This is a genomic window from Ornithinimicrobium flavum (assembly GCF_004526345.1).
GTDB classification, from domain to species: domain Bacteria; phylum Actinomycetota; class Actinomycetes; order Actinomycetales; family Dermatophilaceae; genus Ornithinicoccus; species Ornithinicoccus flavus.
This window is the reverse complement of sequence record NZ_CP038213.1, coordinates 2,294,935-2,310,661: the sequence shown is the minus strand read 5'-3', so window position 1 is coordinate 2,310,661 and position 15,727 is coordinate 2,294,935. Positions and strand designations below refer to the sequence as shown.

18 protein-coding genes, 2 tRNA genes and 2 pseudogenes are annotated in these 15,727 nt (G+C 72.9%); 11 read left to right on the top strand and 11 right to left on the bottom strand.

Translation table 11 applies throughout. The features are described from left to right. The first annotated feature begins 1 nt into the window (after nt 1). The 6 genes from E3Z34_RS10805 to E3Z34_RS10780 all read left to right on the top strand — a co-directional run bounded on the left by E3Z34_RS10805 (nt 2) and on the right by E3Z34_RS10780 (nt 6,168). The gene (locus E3Z34_RS10805; protein ID WP_238695118.1) at nt 2–1,294 is read left to right on the top strand and encodes a deoxyguanosinetriphosphate triphosphohydrolase; all 1,293 of its coding nucleotides are present in this window, start codon (nt 2–4) and stop codon (nt 1,292–1,294) included. Beyond that, nucleotides 1,291–2,313, top strand: a complete 1,023-nt coding sequence (locus E3Z34_RS10800; RefSeq protein WP_134773595.1) for an NAD(P)H-dependent flavin oxidoreductase — start codon at nt 1,291–1,293, stop codon at nt 2,311–2,313. The genes E3Z34_RS10805 and E3Z34_RS10800 overlap by 4 nt, the downstream gene beginning before the upstream one ends. Then, nucleotides 2,310–3,443, top strand: coding sequence for a hypothetical protein (locus E3Z34_RS10795; protein ID WP_134773594.1), 1,134 nt, complete (start codon nt 2,310–2,312; stop codon nt 3,441–3,443). The genes E3Z34_RS10800 and E3Z34_RS10795 overlap by 4 nt, the downstream gene beginning before the upstream one ends. Further along, nucleotides 3,440–4,174, top strand: a complete 735-nt coding sequence (locus E3Z34_RS10790) for an alpha/beta hydrolase (protein ID WP_134773593.1) — start codon at nt 3,440–3,442, stop codon at nt 4,172–4,174. Before E3Z34_RS10795 ends, E3Z34_RS10790 begins: the two co-directional genes overlap by 4 nt. Nucleotides 4,175–4,238: 64 nt before the next feature. Further along, nucleotides 4,239–4,745: a SigE family RNA polymerase sigma factor gene (locus E3Z34_RS10785; RefSeq protein ID WP_134773592.1), complete on the top strand. Its 507-nt coding sequence runs from the start codon at nt 4,239–4,241 to the stop codon at nt 4,743–4,745. Between the two features lie 511 nt (nt 4,746–5,256). Continuing rightward, nucleotides 5,257–6,168, top strand: a complete 912-nt coding sequence (locus E3Z34_RS10780) for an AMIN-like domain-containing (lipo)protein (RefSeq protein ID WP_134773591.1) — start codon at nt 5,257–5,259, stop codon at nt 6,166–6,168. An 18-nt stretch (nt 6,169–6,186) separates the two neighbouring features. Here E3Z34_RS10780 and E3Z34_RS10775 read toward each other — a convergent pair whose 3' ends face one another. The 6 genes and pseudogenes from E3Z34_RS10775 to E3Z34_RS10760 form a co-directional block, all read right to left on the bottom strand. After that, nucleotides 6,187–6,489: a hypothetical protein gene (locus tag E3Z34_RS10775; protein WP_338043716.1), complete on the bottom strand. Its 303-nt coding sequence runs from the start codon at nt 6,487–6,489 to the stop codon at nt 6,187–6,189. A gap of 205 nt (nt 6,490–6,694) precedes the next feature. After that, nucleotides 6,695–7,243 (bottom strand): non-homologous end-joining DNA ligase LigD, encoded by a 549-nt coding sequence (gene ligD, locus E3Z34_RS20285; protein WP_420818950.1) that lies wholly within the window; start codon nt 7,241–7,243, stop codon nt 6,695–6,697. A gap of 26 nt (nt 7,244–7,269) precedes the next feature. Then, nucleotides 7,270–7,395: pseudogene (locus tag E3Z34_RS20280) on the bottom strand (ATP-dependent DNA ligase); the annotation flags it as partial. Between the two features lie 262 nt (nt 7,396–7,657). Next, nucleotides 7,658–7,789, bottom strand: coding sequence for a hypothetical protein (locus E3Z34_RS19505; RefSeq protein ID WP_275106658.1), 132 nt, complete (start codon nt 7,787–7,789; stop codon nt 7,658–7,660). A gap of 284 nt (nt 7,790–8,073) precedes the next feature. After that, nucleotides 8,074–8,286, bottom strand: a pseudogene (locus tag E3Z34_RS19835) (MFS transporter); the annotation flags it as partial. 381 nt (nt 8,287–8,667) lie between these two features. Continuing rightward, nucleotides 8,668–9,123 carry an MFS transporter gene (locus E3Z34_RS10760; RefSeq protein ID WP_134773590.1) on the bottom strand — a complete coding sequence of 152 codons (456 nt, stop codon included), beginning with the start codon at nt 9,121–9,123 and terminating at the stop codon, nt 8,668–8,670. A gap of 304 nt (nt 9,124–9,427) precedes the next feature. Here E3Z34_RS10760 and E3Z34_RS18970 point away from each other — a divergent pair, with 304 nt between their 5' ends. The 5 genes from E3Z34_RS18970 (at nt 9,428) to E3Z34_RS10745 (ending at nt 12,023) form a co-directional block, all read left to right on the top strand. Further along, entirely contained in the window at nt 9,428–9,673 is a 246-nt protein-coding gene (locus E3Z34_RS18970; RefSeq protein WP_238695117.1) for a CHC2 zinc finger domain-containing protein, read from the top strand. A 201-nt stretch (nt 9,674–9,874) separates the two neighbouring features. Beyond that, on the top strand, nt 9,875–11,152 hold the full coding sequence (locus tag E3Z34_RS18965; RefSeq protein WP_338043809.1) for a toprim domain-containing protein: 1,278 nt from the start codon (nt 9,875–9,877) through the stop codon (nt 11,150–11,152). Then, a complete protein-coding gene (locus E3Z34_RS19500; protein ID WP_275106657.1) occupies nt 11,125–11,259 on the top strand; it encodes a hypothetical protein in 135 nt (44 codons plus the stop codon). Before E3Z34_RS18965 ends, E3Z34_RS19500 begins: the two co-directional genes overlap by 28 nt. A gap of 5 nt (nt 11,260–11,264) precedes the next feature. Continuing rightward, nucleotides 11,265–11,840 carry a hypothetical protein gene (locus E3Z34_RS10750; RefSeq protein ID WP_134773589.1) on the top strand — a complete coding sequence of 192 codons (576 nt, stop codon included), beginning with the start codon at nt 11,265–11,267 and terminating at the stop codon, nt 11,838–11,840. A gap of 110 nt (nt 11,841–11,950) precedes the next feature. Further along, nucleotides 11,951–12,023 (top strand) — tRNA-Asn (locus E3Z34_RS10745). 98 nt (nt 12,024–12,121) lie between these two features. On the opposite strand, the gene E3Z34_RS10740 is transcribed toward E3Z34_RS10745, so the two are convergent. From E3Z34_RS10740 to E3Z34_RS10720, 5 genes are all read right to left on the bottom strand, one after another. Continuing rightward, nucleotides 12,122–13,069, bottom strand: coding sequence for an amino acid ABC transporter permease (locus E3Z34_RS10740; RefSeq protein WP_134773588.1), 948 nt, complete (start codon nt 13,067–13,069; stop codon nt 12,122–12,124). Beyond that, on the bottom strand, nt 13,066–13,743 hold the full coding sequence (locus E3Z34_RS10735; protein WP_134773587.1) for an amino acid ABC transporter permease: 678 nt from the start codon (nt 13,741–13,743) through the stop codon (nt 13,066–13,068). Before E3Z34_RS10735 ends, E3Z34_RS10740 begins: the two co-directional genes overlap by 4 nt. A gap of 84 nt (nt 13,744–13,827) precedes the next feature. After that, nucleotides 13,828–14,700 (bottom strand): glutamate ABC transporter substrate-binding protein, encoded by an 873-nt coding sequence (locus tag E3Z34_RS10730; protein WP_134773586.1) that lies wholly within the window; start codon nt 14,698–14,700, stop codon nt 13,828–13,830. A 58-nt stretch (nt 14,701–14,758) separates the two neighbouring features. After that, nucleotides 14,759–15,532: an amino acid ABC transporter ATP-binding protein gene (locus E3Z34_RS10725; protein WP_134773585.1), complete on the bottom strand. Its 774-nt coding sequence runs from the start codon at nt 15,530–15,532 to the stop codon at nt 14,759–14,761. 96 nt (nt 15,533–15,628) lie between these two features. After that, nucleotides 15,629–15,702 (bottom strand) — tRNA-Ile (locus tag E3Z34_RS10720). Nucleotides 15,703–15,727 lie beyond the last annotated feature (25 nt).

The window sequence follows — 15,727 nt, the reverse complement described above, 5'->3', positions numbered from 1 at the left end:
GGTGCCGGGGGTTCCCGACCCGGACGGCACCGGGTACACCGCGGCGGACCGGGAGCGGTGGGTCGCCGAGGACCCGGCGCAGAAGCGGGCCGACCGCCACGACTTCGCGCGGGACCGGGCCCGGGTGCTCCACAGCGCGGCACTGCGCCGACTGGCGGCGACGACCCAGGTGGTGCAGCCGACCAGCGACGACTTCGTCCGCAACCGGTTGACGCACTCCCTGGAGGTGGCCCAGATCGGCCGCGAGTTCGGCGCCGCCCTCGGGTGTGACGCCGACGTCGTGGACACCGCCTGCCTGGCCCACGACATCGGTCATCCGCCGTTCGGGCACAACGGCGAGGCCGTGCTGGACGAGCTGGCCGCGTCGATCGGTGGCTTCGAGGGCAACGCGCAGACGCTGCGGGTGCTGACCCGCCTGGAGGCCAAGCGCACCCACGCCGACGGCCGCTCCGCCGGGCTGAACCTGACCCGCGCCAGCCTGGACGCCGCGACCAAGTACCCGTGGACCCGGGGCGGCGGCCCGCTGGGGGACGGGTCGCCGAAGTTCGGCGTCTACGACGACGACACCGACGTCTTCGCCTGGTTGAGAGTCGGGGCGCCGCAGGGTGATCCGCTCCGACGGTGTCTCGAGGCCCAGGTGATGGACTGGGCGGACGACGTCGCCTACTGCGTGCACGACGTGGAGGACGGGATCGCCTCCGGCCGCGTCCCACCGGAGGCGTTGCGCGACACCGAGGTCCAGCGGGTCGTGGCCGAGGTGGCGCACGCGTGGTACGCCCCCGACCTGGAGGTCGAGCTGCTCCGGGAGGCGCTCGCCGGGGTGGTCGGCAGCGGCGCGGTGCCGCACCGGCATACCGGGACCCGGGCCGACCTCGCCGCGCTCAAGGACATGACGAGCCGCCTCATCGGGCACTTCGTGCACACGGTCGAGCTGGCCACCCGGGAGCGCTACGGCCCGGGCGTGCTCACCCGCTACGCCGCCGATCTCGTGGTGCCCGACCGGGTCCGGGCGCAGGCCTCGGCGCTCAAGGCGGTGGCGGCCCACTTCGTCATGCTCAGCGAGGAGCGCCGGATGGTCATGGACACCGAGCGGGAGGTCCTCACCACCCTGGTGGAGCGCTACCGGGCCGACCCCGGGCTGCTCGACCCGGTGCACCGGGAGGCGTGGGACGACGCGGCCGGACGAGGGGACGACCCCGCACTGCTGCGGGCGGTCGTCGACCAGGTCGCCTCCCTGTCCGACGCCCGCGCCCTCGCGGTCCTCGGCCGGACCGCCCCCGGGGGCCCGGCATGACCCTCCTGACCGACCTGCCGGTCCCCGTCGTCGGGGCGCCGATGGCCGGTGGCGTCAGCACCCCCCTGCTGGTCGCCGCGGTCAGCGACGCCGGCGGCCTGGGCATGCTGGCCGCCGGCTACCGCAGCCCCGAGCAGCTGGCCACCGACCTGGTGCACACGCGTGACCTCACGGACCGGGCCTTCGGGGTCAACCTCTTCGTCCCCGCCCTCCCGGACCGGGAGAGGCACGAGGACGCCGTCGCCGACCTGCGCGCCCGCCTAGCTCCCCGCGCCGCGGCGCTGGGGGTCGAGCCGGGGCACCCGGTCTGGGGCGACACCGACGGCTGGGAGGCGAAGGTGCAGCTCGTGGAGACCTTCGCGCCGGCGGTGGTCTCGTGCACCTTCGGCCTGCCCGACGCCGCGACGGTCCGACGGTGGCAGGCCGTCGGGTGCGAGGTCCACGCGACCGTCACCTCGCCGGCCGAGGCGCGGGACGCCCTGGCGGTCGGTGTCGACGCGCTCGTGGTGCAGGGTCAGGAGGCGGGCGGGCACCGCGCGACGCACGACCCGCAGGCGGAACCCACCCCGGTGGACCACCTCGGGCTGCTGGAGCTGCTCGGGCCGCAGGTCGACCTGCCGCTCGTCGCCGCCGGGGGCGTCACGACGTCGGGGGACGTCCGCCGGGCGCTGGCCGCCGGGGCGGTCGCGGTCCAGGTCGGGACGGCGCTCCTGCTGGCGACGGAGGCGGGGACCTCGCCGACCTACCGGGCCGCCCTGCGCGACCCCAACCTCACCCACCGGGTGACCACGCGGGCCTTCACCGGCCGGGTCGCGGGCGCGGTCCGCAACGCCTGGGTCGAGGAGCTCGAGGGCCTGGTCCCCTCCGCCTTCCCGGTCGTCGACCAGGTGACCAGGCCGATCCGTCGTGCCGCCGCCGAGGCCGGTGACGTGCACGGCATCCACGTCTGGGCCGGCTCGGGGTGGCGGGCCGCGCAGGACCGGTCCGCCCGCGAGATCGTCCGGGACCTGCGCCCGTGAGCAGACCGGAGGATCCCGTGCCGCCACCCGAGGCCTGGTGGCCGCCCGGGGTGCGCCTCGGCGGGGCCACGGACCTGGGCGGCTCGACCCGGTCGCAAGTGCAGCGGCGCCCGGTGCTCGCCGGGCCGGCCGGGTGGGGCACGTCGGTGGTGACCAAGCGGTTCCTGCCGCAGCCCCCCGGGTCGCGGGCCGCCATGGGCTACACGAGGGAGAAGGTCGGTCTGGCCCACCTGCCGGGAGCCCCCCGGCTGCTGGCCAGCGACGACCGCACGCGGTCGCTGGTCATGGAGGACCTCGGCACCTCCCCGACGCTGGCCGACGTGCTCCTGGGGGGCGACGCGGACACCGCATACCAGCGGACGCTCGCCTGGGCGGGGGCGTTGGGGCGGACCCTGCGGTCGGCCCCCGAGGTGCTGGCCCGGGCGACGCGGGAGCTCGGCGGCGCCGTCATCCAGGACCGCGAGGTCCGCCGGGACTACCCGCGCTCGGGGCTGTCGCGGCTGCAGGAGGTCGCCGGCGTCCGGCACGCGGCCGCCGCGACCGCGGAGATCCTGGACGCGGTCGAGCGGCTCGAGGAGGACACCGACCGTCACGTGCTCGCACCGGGGGACACCTGCCCGGACAACGCGGTGACCACGCCGGACGGGATCCGCTTCCTGGACCTGGAGGGGGCCGGTGTGCGGCACGCGGCGTACGAGGCGGCCTACGCGGCCGAGCCCTTCTCGACGTGCTGGTGCGTCTTCACCCCGCCGCCGGGTCTGACGAGCTCGATGCTGGCCGCCTTCACCGCGGGCGCCGAGGCCCAGCTCCCGGGGCTGGCGCAGGATTCCGAGTGGCCCCGACAGGTCCGGGTCGCGGTGGCGGCCTGGGTCCTGAGCGGCACGCTCTGGCTGCTCGACGGCGCCCTCGCGGACCGCACGATGGCCCCGGAAGGCCGCGTCGGCCCGCCCTTCCGGGGACTGCTCGTCCGCCGCTGGCGCTGGGTCGTCCGGGAGTGCGCCGAGGAGCTGCCCGACGTGGCCGCCGCCTGCGAGGAGGCGCTGGCCTGGGCGATGCGCACCTGGCGGGAGGGTCGGTCGCTGGAGCTGCCCGGCTACCCCGCCTTCACCACGCGAGAGGATTCCCGATGAAGGTCACGACGCACCGGGTGGGCGAGCACGAGGCCGTCCTGACCGCCTACGTCCAGGACCCCAGCGAGGAGCTGCCGGACGTCCGGCGCCGCCCGGGTGTCCTCGTGCTCCCCGGCGGGGGCTATCTGCTGACCTCGGACCGGGAGGCGGAGCCGGTGGCGCTGGCCTACCTCGCCGCCGGCTTCAACGCCTTCGTGCTCCGGTATGCCGTGGGGCCGGACGTCCCGGTCGCGCGCTCCCGCGCCGACGGACGGGCCGCGCTGCGCTGGTTGCGTCGGCACACGGACGAGGTGGCCCTGGCCCCGGAGCAGCTGGCCGTCGCGGGCTTCTCGGCCGGCGGGCACCTGGCGGTCAGCCTCGCGGCCGGGCAGGACGACCCTCCGGACGCCCTCGTCCTGGGCTACCCGGTCGTCCTGGAGGAGCTGGGGGCCCTCCTGGGCAAGCAGATCGGCGACGTGTTGGGCGAGCTGGACGCACGGACGCCGCCGACCTTCGTCTTCCACACCGTGCCCGACGAGGTCGTGCCCGTGCGCCACTCGCTGGAGCTGCTCGCCGCCCTGGACCGGCACGGTGTCCCCTTCGAGGCACACCTCTACCCCGAGGGCGTGCACGGGCTGAGCCTCGCCCGGCGGCACACGGCCGGCGGGCGGCCCGAGATGGTCGAGCCGGTGGTGGGGGGCTGGATGGAGGACTCCGTCCGGTTCCTGAGGCGCGCCTTCGGCGTGGACTGAACCATCCGGGCCCCGGCTGCGACACAGTGGTGACAGCACCGTCGACGTCCGGAGAGGAGGCGCCGTGACGACGACCGACCCTGCCTACACCGAGTTCGTGCTGTCCCGGCAGGGTCGCCTCCGTCGCGCGGCATACCTCATGTGTGGAGACGCCGACCAGGCCGAGGACCTCCTCCAGGAGGCCCTCATCGCCCTCGCCGACCGGTGGGAGAAGGTGGAGCACCCGGACGCCTTCGTGCGCACGGTGATCTACCGGCAGCGGGTGTCGTGGTGGCGCCGCAACCGGCGAGAGCTCACGGTGGACCACCTGCCGGAGAGGGGGCAGGACGACGGGGCGGACCGACGGGCGAGGGAGGCGGAGGTGCACGACGTGCTGCGGGCCCTGCCGCCCCGGCAGCGGGCCGCGCTCGTGCTCCGCTACTTCGAGGACCTAACCGAGGCGCAGGCGGCCGAGGTCATGGGCGTGGCCGTCGGCACCGTCAAGAGCCTGTCCCACCAGGCGATCGCCCGGATGCGCACGGAGCTGGCGGCGCACGCCGCCGTCGAGGCCGAGGAGGAGGGTCGTCGATGACCGGGTGGGACACGCAGCGTTCCCCGTCCGAGCGTGAGGGCCACGGGTCGGACTTCGTCCGCGAGCTGCTCGAGGACGCGTCGTGGCCGGACCGGGAGAGCACCGTCGAGCCGCACCGGTCGTGGGCCGACGGACGTCGCCGCCGCAGCCGTCGGCGCGCAGGCGCGGGCCTGGTCGCAGCCGCCGCGGCGCTCACCGTGGGAGGCCTCGTGTGGCAGGCCGGGTTCTTCGGCGGGACGGTGGGCGAGCGTGAGCCCCAGGTCGCCACCGTCCCCAGCGGGCTGACGACCTTCGTGCTGGCCGCTCCCGACGCCCCCGACGCCGACCCCACCTCGATCAGCGCGCTGCGGGTGCCCGGTGAGGACGAGCTCGCCGGCACGAGCTGGACCCTGACCAACCAGATCTACGGCAGCGACCGCGCCGCTCCCGACGTCGTGGGCTCCGGTGCCCGGACCGTCTTCACCTTCGCAGACCAGGGAACGGCGCGCGGCTGGGGGTTCCTCGCCGACGGGTGCGGCGGGGGCTGGTTCCAGGAGGAGCTCGACCTCACCTCGGCGGGGCCTTCGACGGGAGCGCGTCGCTGGCGACCGACGACCAGGGCTGCCCGGAGGCGGCCCAGGTCGCCGAGGACTTCTGGCTCGAGGTCCTGCCCGAGGGCGGGACGATCCACCTGCTGGGCGGGCACTGGCTGCTGCTGTCGGTCGACGTCGGGGAGCACGAGGCGGCCGGTCCGTCCCTCGTGGAGGAGACCACCGACCCGGACGAGGGCACGACGGGTCCGGCGACGCCGACCGACGAGCCGCCGACGGGGCCGACCACCGAGCCGTCCACCGCGCCCACCGCCGAGCCGTCGGCCCCTCCCACCACCGACCCCGGCCCGACCGCCCCGAGCACCCCCGCAGCACCCGTGCCACCGCCGGCGGTGCCCGACCCACCCACCAGCACCGGCTCCGACGAGGTCCTGGCCGGGTTCACGGCACCGGACGTGGTGGTCACGAGCCCCGGGTGGCCAGGCTCAGGGGGTGACCTGCTCGCGCCCACCGTCCGGGCCGGTCTGAACGACGGGTTCGACCGTGTGGTGCTCGACCTCACCGGCACCACGACTCCCACCTGGCTGGCGCGGTACACCGAGGAGCCGGTGCGGGACGGCTCCGGCCTGCCGATGCTGATCGCCGGGGACTCGGTGCTCGAGCTGGTGGTGACGGGCATGGCCTACCCCGAGCCGGGTGACCCGGTCTACGACGACGGCGACTTCGGCCTGGACACCCACCGGCTCGACGGCGTCTACGAGGTGATCCGGACCACGCCGTTCGAGGGCCAGCTGCAGCTCTTCGTCGGGCTGGAGGACGGCCCACGGCCCTACCGCGTCTTCCTGCTCCAGGAGCCCCTGCGCCTGGTGGTCGACGTCCAGCACGCCGGGTGAGGGGAGCCTCCGCGGCCCTCAGGCTCCCGCCGCCCTCCTCACGAGCTCGGCGATCCTGTCCTCCTCGGCAGCACCGAGGGGACCGGTGATCGCGTAGGCCGTGGGCCACATGACGCCGTCGTCGAGGTGGGACGCCTCCTCGAACCCCAGGGTGTTGTACCTGGTGCCGTACTTGTCGGCGGAGTGGAAGAACACCACGACCTTGCCCTCGGCGTTCGTCCAGGCCGGTTGTCCGTACCAGGTCTTCGCCCGGAGGTCCGGCGCCACCTCGGAGACGATGACGTGGATGCGCTCGGCCACGGCCCGCTGGTCCGCAGGCATCGCCTCGATGCTCGTCAGCAGGTCCTCCAGCGCGGCCGCCGCCTTCCTGCCCCCTTCTCGGCGCGCAGCTCGGCGGCCCGCTCCTTGATCGCAGCGCGCTCCACCTCCGTGAACCCACCTGTCCGGTCGTGCACCATCGATCGTCCTTCCCTTGTCGTGACGTGGACCCGTTCGTCGAGCCGTGCCGCCGGCGGCGGCCCGTCCCTCAGTCCGGTTCGGGGGTCGGCTGTCCCGCCGCCTCGTCACGCTGCGCCCACTCCAGCAGCGGGGCGATGTCGAACACCGCGTCGTCGATGCCGGCGTGCAGGTCGCCGAGGTCGGCGAAGCGCCCGGGCATGGTGAGCACCGTGAAGTCGCGGGGGTCGCAGTCGGGCACCTCGTCCCAGCGCAGTGGGGCGGAGACCCGGGCGTCGGGGGTGGCCCGGATCGAGTAGGCCGCGGCGATGGTGTGGTCGCGCGCGTTCTGGTTGAAGTCGACGAAGACCTTGGCCGGGTCACGGTCCTTGCGCCACCACACGGTGGTCGCCTCCTCGGTGCGGCGCTCGACCTCCCGGGCGAAGGCGAGAGCGGCCCGGCGTACGTCGCGGAAGCCGTGGTCGGGCCGGATGCGCACGTAGACGTGGATGCCCTTGGACCCGGTGGTCTTCGGCCAGCCTGTGGCCCCCAGCTCCTCGAGCACGTCCTTGGCCACGCCGGCGACCCGGCGGACGGTGGCGAAGTCGCACCGGTCCCCGGGTCGAGGTCGATCCGCCACTCGTCCGGCTCCTCGACGTGCCCCGCCGGCTGTTCCACGGTGGAACTCCACGGTCGACATCTGCACGCACCGATGACCTGCGCCAGCTCGGTCACGCACAGCTCGTCGGCGTGCAGGTCGTAGCGGGGGAAGTGCAACCGGACCGTCTCCATCCACTCCGGCGCGCCGCGCGGGAGCCGCTTCTGGTGGACCCGTTTCCCCGGTCGTGCCGTCCGGGAAGCGGTGCAGCATGCACGGCCGCTCCCGCAGCGCGTTTGACGATGCCGTCACCCACGTCCAGGTAGTAGCGGACGAGGTCGATCTTGGTCAGGCCGGGCTCGGGGAATAGACCCGGTCCGGATTGGAGATCCGCACCGTGCGCCCGCCGACCTCTAGCTCGGTCGCGGGGCTGCTCGCCTTGACCATGGCCCCAGGTTAGGGGCTGGGGTATGACGTGTGCTCGGGCCGGCGCACCAGGAGGGACAGGACGACCAGCCCCGCCGCGAGCGCGCTGCCCACGAGCAGACCGGCACGGATGCCACCGCCGGTCGCGTCGGTGGCCCCCACCCGTCCGTGGCGAGGGCCGCCGCGGTGACCTGCATGACGGTCACGACGAGGGCGGCGCCCGCCGCCCCTGCGACCTGCTGCCCCGCCCCCAGGAGGGCGCTGCCGTGCGAGCTGAGCCGGGTCGGCAGCGACCGAGCCCGGCGGTGAAGGCGGGGGTGAACAGGAAGGAGAGGCCGAGGCTCATCAGGCTGTGCAGCCCACGAGAGCCCACCAGGGCGCCTGCTGGACGGTGAGCGCCATACCCAGCAGCGACCGGCGACCACCACGGCACCGGGCACCACGAGCGGACGGGGCCCGAACCGGTCGTAGAGCCGGCCCACGGCCGGCCCGAGCAGCCCCATCGTCAGGGCCCCGGGCAGGAGCATGAGCCCTGACTGGAGGGTCGTCATCCCGCGGACGTCCTGGAACGCGATCGGCAGCAGCATCATCGTCCCGATGAGCGCCATGAAGGCCAGGCAGAGCAGGACGAGGGCGACGACGTAGCGCCGGACCTTCAGGGTGCGCAGTCCAGGAAGGGCTCGCCGCGACGCTGCAGCACCACCTGGCGCCGGACGAAGAGGCCAGCGTGACCAGCCCCACGAGCAGCACCAGGAGCGGGGTGGCGCCGGACCCGCCGCCCGACCCCTTGCCGAAGGCCGACAGCCCGTAGACCAGGCCGCCGAAGCCGACGGCGGTCAGGACGACGGACACCAGGTCCAGCCGGGCGGGACGGCCCGGGGCGCCACCGCCCAGCATCCGCACCCCGACCACGGTGACCAGCACCGCGATCGGCAGGACCAGGCCGAAGAGCCAGCGCCAGGAGCCCAGCTCCAGGACGATGCCGGACACCGTGGGCCCCAGGGCGGGGGCCACCGACATGGCCAGGGTGAGGTTGCCCATCACCCGGCCGCGCGCTGGGGCTCGACCAGGGTCATGATCGAGGTCATGAGCAGCGGCATCATCACCGCCGTGCCGGAGGCCTGCACGACCCGCCCCACCAGCAGCACCGAGAAGGTGGGAGCGGCCGCGCACACCACGGTCCCGACGATGAACATGCCCATGGCCGTCGCGTAGGCCGTCCGCAGGCTCAACCGCTGCAGGAGCCAGCCCGTCATGGGTATGACGACGGCCATGGTGAGCATGAAGCCGGTCGTGAGCCACTGGCCGGTAGCCGCGTCGATGGCGAAGATCTCCATCAGGGACGGCAGGGCGTTGAGCATCAACGTCTCGTTGAGGATCACGACGAAGGCGGCCACCGTCAGCAGGCGCAGCACCAGGGCGACCCTGGCCGGGTCGGTGGGCGCGGGCGTCGACGCGTCCGTCCGGGGCAGGGACGGGCTCACGGCGTGGGTCAAGGAGGGCTCCGTGGGGTGGGTGCGCGCGGGGCGGGGGGAGTCAGGGAGGGGGAGGCCGCCGCTGCGGCACCACCCCAGGGTACGCGTGCCGGGGGTGCAGGTCGTCCGACGACGGGGCTGGGGACGAGGGTGCGGCACGTCGACGCCCGACGCCTAGACTGCCCGGGGAAGAGGAGGTGCACCGTGGCCCGGATCAAGGCGGAGGACGTCCAGGCGGTCAAGGAGCGCGCCTCCATCGAGGCGGTGGTGCGCGAGCACGTGACGCTGCGGGGCGCCGGGGTGGGGTCGCTCAAGGGACTGTGCTGTGCCCTTCCACGACGAGAAGACGCCCAGCTTCCACGTCCGCCCCGCGGTGGGCACCTACCACTGCTTCGGCTGCGGGGAGGGCGGCGACGTCATCGCCTTCCTCCAGGCGATCGACCACCTCACCTTCGCCGAGTCCGTCGAGCGCCTCGCGGACCAGCTCGGCATCACGCTGCGCTACGAGGAGACCGGGCCGGCGGGCGGGGGCCGCGCGACCAGGCTCCGGCCGGGCAGCGGACGAGGCTGATGGAGGCGCACCGGGTCGCCGAGGAGTTCTACCACGAGCAGCTCCTCGCCTCGCCCGAGGGACGCAAGGGGCGCGACTTCCTGCGCGAGAAGGGGTTCACGGGGAGCACTCGACGAGGTTCATGGTGGGGTATGCCCCGCGGGCCGGCACGGCGCTGGTGGACCATCTGCGCTCAAGGGGTTCACCGACGACGAGCTCGTCCTGGGGGGCCTGGCGAACCGCCGGGGCAGGGGGCTGTCGGACCGCTTCCAGGGCCGCGTGCTGTGGCCGATCCGGGCCATCACGGGTGACACGGTCGGCTTCGGGGCGCGGCGGCTCTACGAGGACGACTGGTCCCCGGCGAAGTACCTTAACACCGCCGAGACGCCGATCTACAAGAAGACGGGGGTCCTCTACGGCCTCGACCTGGCGAAGAAGGCGATCGCCGGCGAGCGGACCGCGGTGATCGTGGAGGGCTACACCGACGTCATGGCGGCGCACCTCGCCGGGGTGGGCACGGCCGTGGCGACCTGCGGCACCGCCTTCGGCGCCGACCACATCACCATCCTGCGACGCATCCTGCGCGACGAGGCCGGCCGGGCCCCCGCCCGGGTGATCTTCACCTTCGACGGGGACGCCGCCGGGCAGAAGGCGGCGATGAAGGCCTTCGAGCAGGACCAGCGGTGGGCGGCGCACTCCTACGTGGCCGTGGCCGCCGACGGTGCCGACCCCAACGACCTGTGGGTCCAGGGCACGGGCGACAGCGACGAGGACAGGGGACAGGGGGTGCGCGACCTGGTCGCCTCGGCCGTGCCGCTCTTCGAGTTCGTCGTCCGGACGACCCTGGAGCCCTACGACCTGGGGGAGGCGGCCCAGCGCGTCCAGGCGATGCGGGCGGTGGCCCCGGTGATCGCCGGCATCAAGGACCCCAGCCTCCGGCCGGAGGTGGTCCGGGACGTCGCGGGGTGGATGGGGGTCGACCCCGCGAGCCTGACGGTCGAGGTGCAGCGGGCGGCCCGGGCCCCCGCCGGGCGCCCGGGTCAGGGCGGCCCAGCCGGCCCGCAGCCCCCGGCCGACCCGGCGACGGGCGCCTCCACCCCCGCCCCCAGCCTCCCGCCGCCGGACCTGCGTGACCCGGTGCAGGTGGCCGAGCGGCACCTCCTGCAGGTGGCGCTGCAGTATCCCCTGGCCATCTACCTCGAGGACATGGAGAGCCTGGACCCGGCACTGATGCGGGCGCCGATGCACCGTGCGCTGTGGCACGGCGTCCGGACCGCCGGGGGGGTGGAGGCGGCAGCCACGATGTCGGCCGGCGCCTGGGTCCGGGCGGTGCTGGGCCAGACCCCCCGCCGGCCCACCCCCTCGTCCACGAGCTCGCCGTCGCCCCGCTGCCCACGCGGTCCGACCCCGAGACCGGCTATCCCGTGCAGGCGTTCGTCGACTCCCTCGTGCTCCGCGTCCGGCTGGCGGCCGTGGAGCAGCAGATCGCCGAGCAGCTGAGCGCCCTGGCCCGGGCCACCCCCGGCACGCCGGACGAACGTCTCATCGGTGAGCAGCTCAACGCCCTGCATCGGCAACGGGCCGCGCTGCGGTCCAGGATGGAGTAGATCCCGTGCCCCTCTTCCGCGGTCCCAAGAAGGTCATCGGGGCGCTGCCGCCCCCGGAGCGCACCCCCGCCGACCTGCCCACCCAGGCCCGTCCTCGCCTGGGCGCGGGGGAGCGCCTGCTCGCCGTGGCCCAGGAGGACGCGGGCGGGCACTGGCTGGTCCTCACGTCATACCGGCTCCTGGAGCGCACGACGGACGGGGACACCGTCCTGGAACGTCCTTGGCACGAGGTCGACGCCGGGGCCTGGAACCCCGACCTGTGGGTCCTCGCCGTGTCCTTCGTCGACGGCCTGGGCGGACGCCAGTGGCAGCTGAAGACCCAGACCGGTCCCGGGCAGGTTCCGCAGGTCTTCCGCGAGCGCACCCAGGCCAGCGTCGTGCTCACCCGCTCGGTCGACCTCGGGTCCCGCCGCTCGGCGCGTGTCTCGGTGCGCAAGGTGCTGGACACCCGGGAGCTGGTCGAGCAGGTGCTGTGGGGGCGGGGTTCACGACGGGACGACGAGGAGCTCGCCCGACGGGTCCGAGCCGCCCGTTTCGAGGTGCGGGATCAGGTCGGTATGCCGCCCGAGCCACCGGACTGAGCAGCCGGCCGGGGCGCGGAGGCCCGGCCGGTGGAGGGCACCCGCCTACCCGCCCAGGACGGATTTCAGCGCGGTGCGACCCTTTGCTAGAGTCTGTCCTCGCTGCACATTCCCCTGTAGCTCAATTGGCAGAGCAGCCGGCTGTTAACCGGCAGGTTGTTGGTTCGAGTCCAACCGGGGGAGCATCGCGAGAAGGCCTCTGAACTGCGGAAACGTGAGTTCGGAGGCCTTTCTTCTTTCGAACGGTGGCCACCCCCCCCGGGACCACCGCGGGGAGGCACCTACGTGTCGTCCGGGCCACGTCCAGGACCCACCCGGGAGGTGGCGTCCATCGACGGGCCGTAGGTCGGCGCGGCCTTCTCCGGGGCGCCCCTGCCGACCGCCGAGCGACGGGTCCGGCGGTTGCGTGACTCGATCCACTCCGCCAGCTTGGTGATGGCGTAGTTCAGCAGGATGAAGATGGCCGCCACCACCAGGTAGGCGACGAAGGTGTTGGCGTTCGCGGAGCCGAGCTGCCGGGTCCGGCTGAGCAGCTCGGGGTAGGTGATGATGTAGCCGAGGGCGGAGTCCTTCGTGATGACGACGACCTGGCTGATCAGCACCGGGAGCATCGCCGTGAACGCCTGGGGGAGCAGGATCGCGCGCCGCACCTGGCTGGGGGACAGGCCGATCGACAGCCCGGCCTCGCGCTGGCCGGCCGGCAGCGAGAAGACGCCGTTGCGCAGGATCTCGCAGATGACCGAGGCGTTGTAGAGGACCAGGCCGGTGACCACGGCCACGAAGGTGACGTCGGCCGCACTGATGCCGACCGACCTGGTGAGCCGCACCAGGTTGGGGTCCTTCACGAGCATCACCCAGGTGAAGATCATCATGATGAGGACGGGGACCGCGCGGAAGAACTCGACGAAGACGCCCGAGGCCCAGCGCACCGGGGCGATGTCCGACATCCGGAGCATCGCCAGGGCGGTGCCGAGGACCATCGACAGGACGATCGCCACCGCCGCCGCCTTGAGGGTGTTCCACAGGCCGGGGAGCAGGTAGAACGTCCACGAGGCCGGCTCCAGGAAGGGCGTCCACTTGCCCGCCTCGAACTGGCCCTGCGCGTAGACCCGCACCAGCGCCACCACCAGCAGCCCCAGGAGCAGGGCGCTGCCGATGATGCCCAGCACGAGGTGCCGACGACGGGCACGGGGACCGGGGATGTCGAAGAGGACCTGCTGGGCGCTCATCGCTTCACCGCCAGCCTGCTGGACAGCCAGCTGGTCGCCAGGCCCACCGGCAGGGTGAGGGCCACGAAGCCGAGGGCGATGACGAGGAAGATGAGCAGGCCGGCGTCCGGGCGGAACTCGATCATGTTGCGCATGGCGTAGGCCACCTCGCGGTTGCCGATCGCCACGGCGACCGTGGTGTTCTTGATGAGCGCGATGAGGACGTTGCCGATCGGGGTGATCGCCCCCCGGAAGGCCTGGGGCAGGATGACCTCGCGGAGGGACTGGGGGAAGGTCAGCCCGATGGACCGCGCCGCCTCGGACTGACCCACCGGGATGGTGTTGACGCCGCTGCGGATCGCCTCGCAGATGAAAGCCGCGTGGTAGACGGCCAGGCCGAGCACGGCCAGCCGGAAGTTGTTCTCGAGGATGAAGTTGGGGCCCCGGTCCGCGAGTTCGATGCCGAGCTGGGCCCACAGGCCGAGGTTGGCGAAGACGATGATGAGGGTGAGCGGGGTGTTGCGCAGGATCGTCACGTAGGTGGCACCGAACCAGTTGAGCACACCGACAGGGGCCAGCCTCAGGACCGCGACGAACGTCCCCAGCAGGAGCGCGACGACGAACGAGACGGCCGCGAGCCGGATGGTGAGCCAGAACGCCCCGACGAGGTTGAACTGCTCGATCAGCTCCAGCACAGGGTCTCCTTCCTCAGCACGTGGTGGACGGGCTGACGGGACGCGCCGGGGAGGGAGCCCCGGCGCGTCCCGTCACCGTGTGCCTCAGCCGCAGTGCCCGCCGGCCTCCGGCGGGTTCAGGTCGGCGTTGGCGGTGTAGTCGGCAGCACCGAGGTTGTCCTCGATGATCTGCTCCATCGTGCCGTCCTCCCACAGCTCGGTGATGGCCTCGTTGATGGCCTCGCAGTCCTCGGACTCCTTGGACAGGCCGATGCCGTAGTTCTCCTCGGAGAAGGGGTTCCCGACGACCTTGAAGTCCCCGGCGTGGGCGGCGAAGCCGGCCAGGATCGTGTCGTCGGTGGTGAGGGCGTCGATCGTGCCCGAGGACAGGGCCTCCATGCACTCGGAGTAGGAGCCGTACTCCTGCAGCGCGACGCCGTACTCCTCGTTGACGCGTGCCGCGGAGGTCGAGCCGGTGACCGAGCACAGGATCGCGTCACCCATGTCGTCGGGCCCGGTGATGTCGCTGTCCGCGGCGACCAGCAGGTCCTGGCCGGCGACGAAGTAGGGACCGGCGAACTGCACCCGCTGCTTGCGCTCGTCGGTGATGGAGTAGGTCGCGACGATCATGTCGACCTGGCCGGACTCCAGCAGGTCCTCGCGGGCGCTGGAGATGGACTCCTTCCACTCGATCTGGTCCTCGGAGTAGCCCAGCTTCTCCGCGATGGCCTTCGCGACGTCCACGTCCATACCGGTGGGGGTGCCGTCGCTGCCCATCAGACCGAGACCGGGCTGGTCGAACTTGGTGCCGATGATGATGCCGTCACCGTCGCCCGCGGCGGCGTCCTCGGTGGCGGTGTCGTCGCCGGCGGCCTGGTCCTCGGTGGTGTCGGCGTCGCCGCCGTCGTCACCGCAGGCGGACAGGGTGAGAGCGGCGGCAGCGACCACCGCGGCGATCCGGAAGCTCGTGGTGCGCATAGGGTTCTCCTTCGTTCGGGTTACGTGGGTATGCAGGTGAGCAGGTCGGCGGTCGTGGTCAGTGGGTCAGGATCTTGCCCAGGAAGTCCTTGGCTCGCGAGGACTGCGGGTTGGTGAAGAACTCCTCGGGGGTGTTCTCCTCGACGATGGCGCCGTCGGACATGAAGACCACCCGGTCGGCGGCCTTGCGGGCGAAGCCCATCTCGTGGGTCACCACGATCATCGTCATGCCGCTGCGGGCCAGCTGCGTCATGACGTCGAGGACCTCGTTGATCATCTCGGGGTCCAGGGCCGAGGTCGGCTCGTCGAAGAGCATGACGGAGGGCTCCATCGCCAGGGACCGGGCGATCGCCACCCGCTGCTGCTGACCGCCGGACAGCTGCGCGGGGTACTTCTCGGCCTGGTGGTCCACACCGACCCGCTCCAGCAGCTCCATGGCCTTGGCGCGGGCCGCGGCGGGCTTGACCCCGCGGGCCTTGACGGGCCCCATCGTCACGTTCTCCAGGATCGTCTTGTGGCTGAAGAGGTTGAAGCTCTGGAAGACCATGCCGACGTCGGCGCGGAGCCGGGCCAGGGCCTTGCCCTCCTCCGGCAGCTCGTCACCGTGGATGCTGATCGAGCCGGACTCGAAGGACTCGAGCCGGTTGATGGTGCGGCACAGGGTCGACTTGCCCGAGCCGGAGGGGCCGATGACGACGACCACCTCACCCTCGTGCACGGTGAGGTTGATGTCCTTGAGGACGTGCAGGTCGCCGAAGTGCTTGTTGACGTCCTTCAGGACGACCAGGGGTTGGCCCAGGCCGGTCCCCGGTGACGCGGCGGTGTCGCTCATGTCGGGCACCCTAACGCCGGGGGGCGCTGTTGAGCAGGCATCTCCGCCGGTTGTCACCGCATTGTGACCTTTGGAGGGCGGGCGGGCAGGACGGGGTGGGCCAGCAGGGGCTTGAACCCTGGACCGGCGGATTATGAGTCCGCTGCTCTAACCGGCTGAGCTACTGGCCCCGGACCCAGGAATCCTACCGGGGCG

Bases quoted from the DNA above. Each gene is read 5' to 3' on its own strand.
- E3Z34_RS10800 (WP_134773595.1), top strand. From the start codon at position 1,291: ATGACCCTCCTGACCGACCTGCCGGTCCCCGTCGTCGGGGCGCCGATG.
- E3Z34_RS10790 (WP_134773593.1), top strand. From the start codon at position 3,440: ATGAAGGTCACGACGCACCGGGTGGGCGAGCACGAGGCCGTCCTGACC.
- E3Z34_RS10775 (WP_338043716.1), bottom strand. From the start codon at position 6,489: ATGCCTGCGGACCAGCGGGCCGTGGCCGAGCGCATCCACGTCATCGTC.
- E3Z34_RS10740 (WP_134773588.1), bottom strand. From the start codon at position 13,069: ATGAGCGCCCAGCAGGTCCTCTTCGACATCCCCGGTCCCCGTGCCCGT.
- E3Z34_RS10730 (WP_134773586.1), bottom strand. From the start codon at position 14,700: ATGCGCACCACGAGCTTCCGGATCGCCGCGGTGGTCGCTGCCGCCGCT.
- E3Z34_RS10725 (WP_134773585.1), bottom strand. From the start codon at position 15,532: ATGAGCGACACCGCCGCGTCACCGGGGACCGGCCTGGGCCAACCCCTG.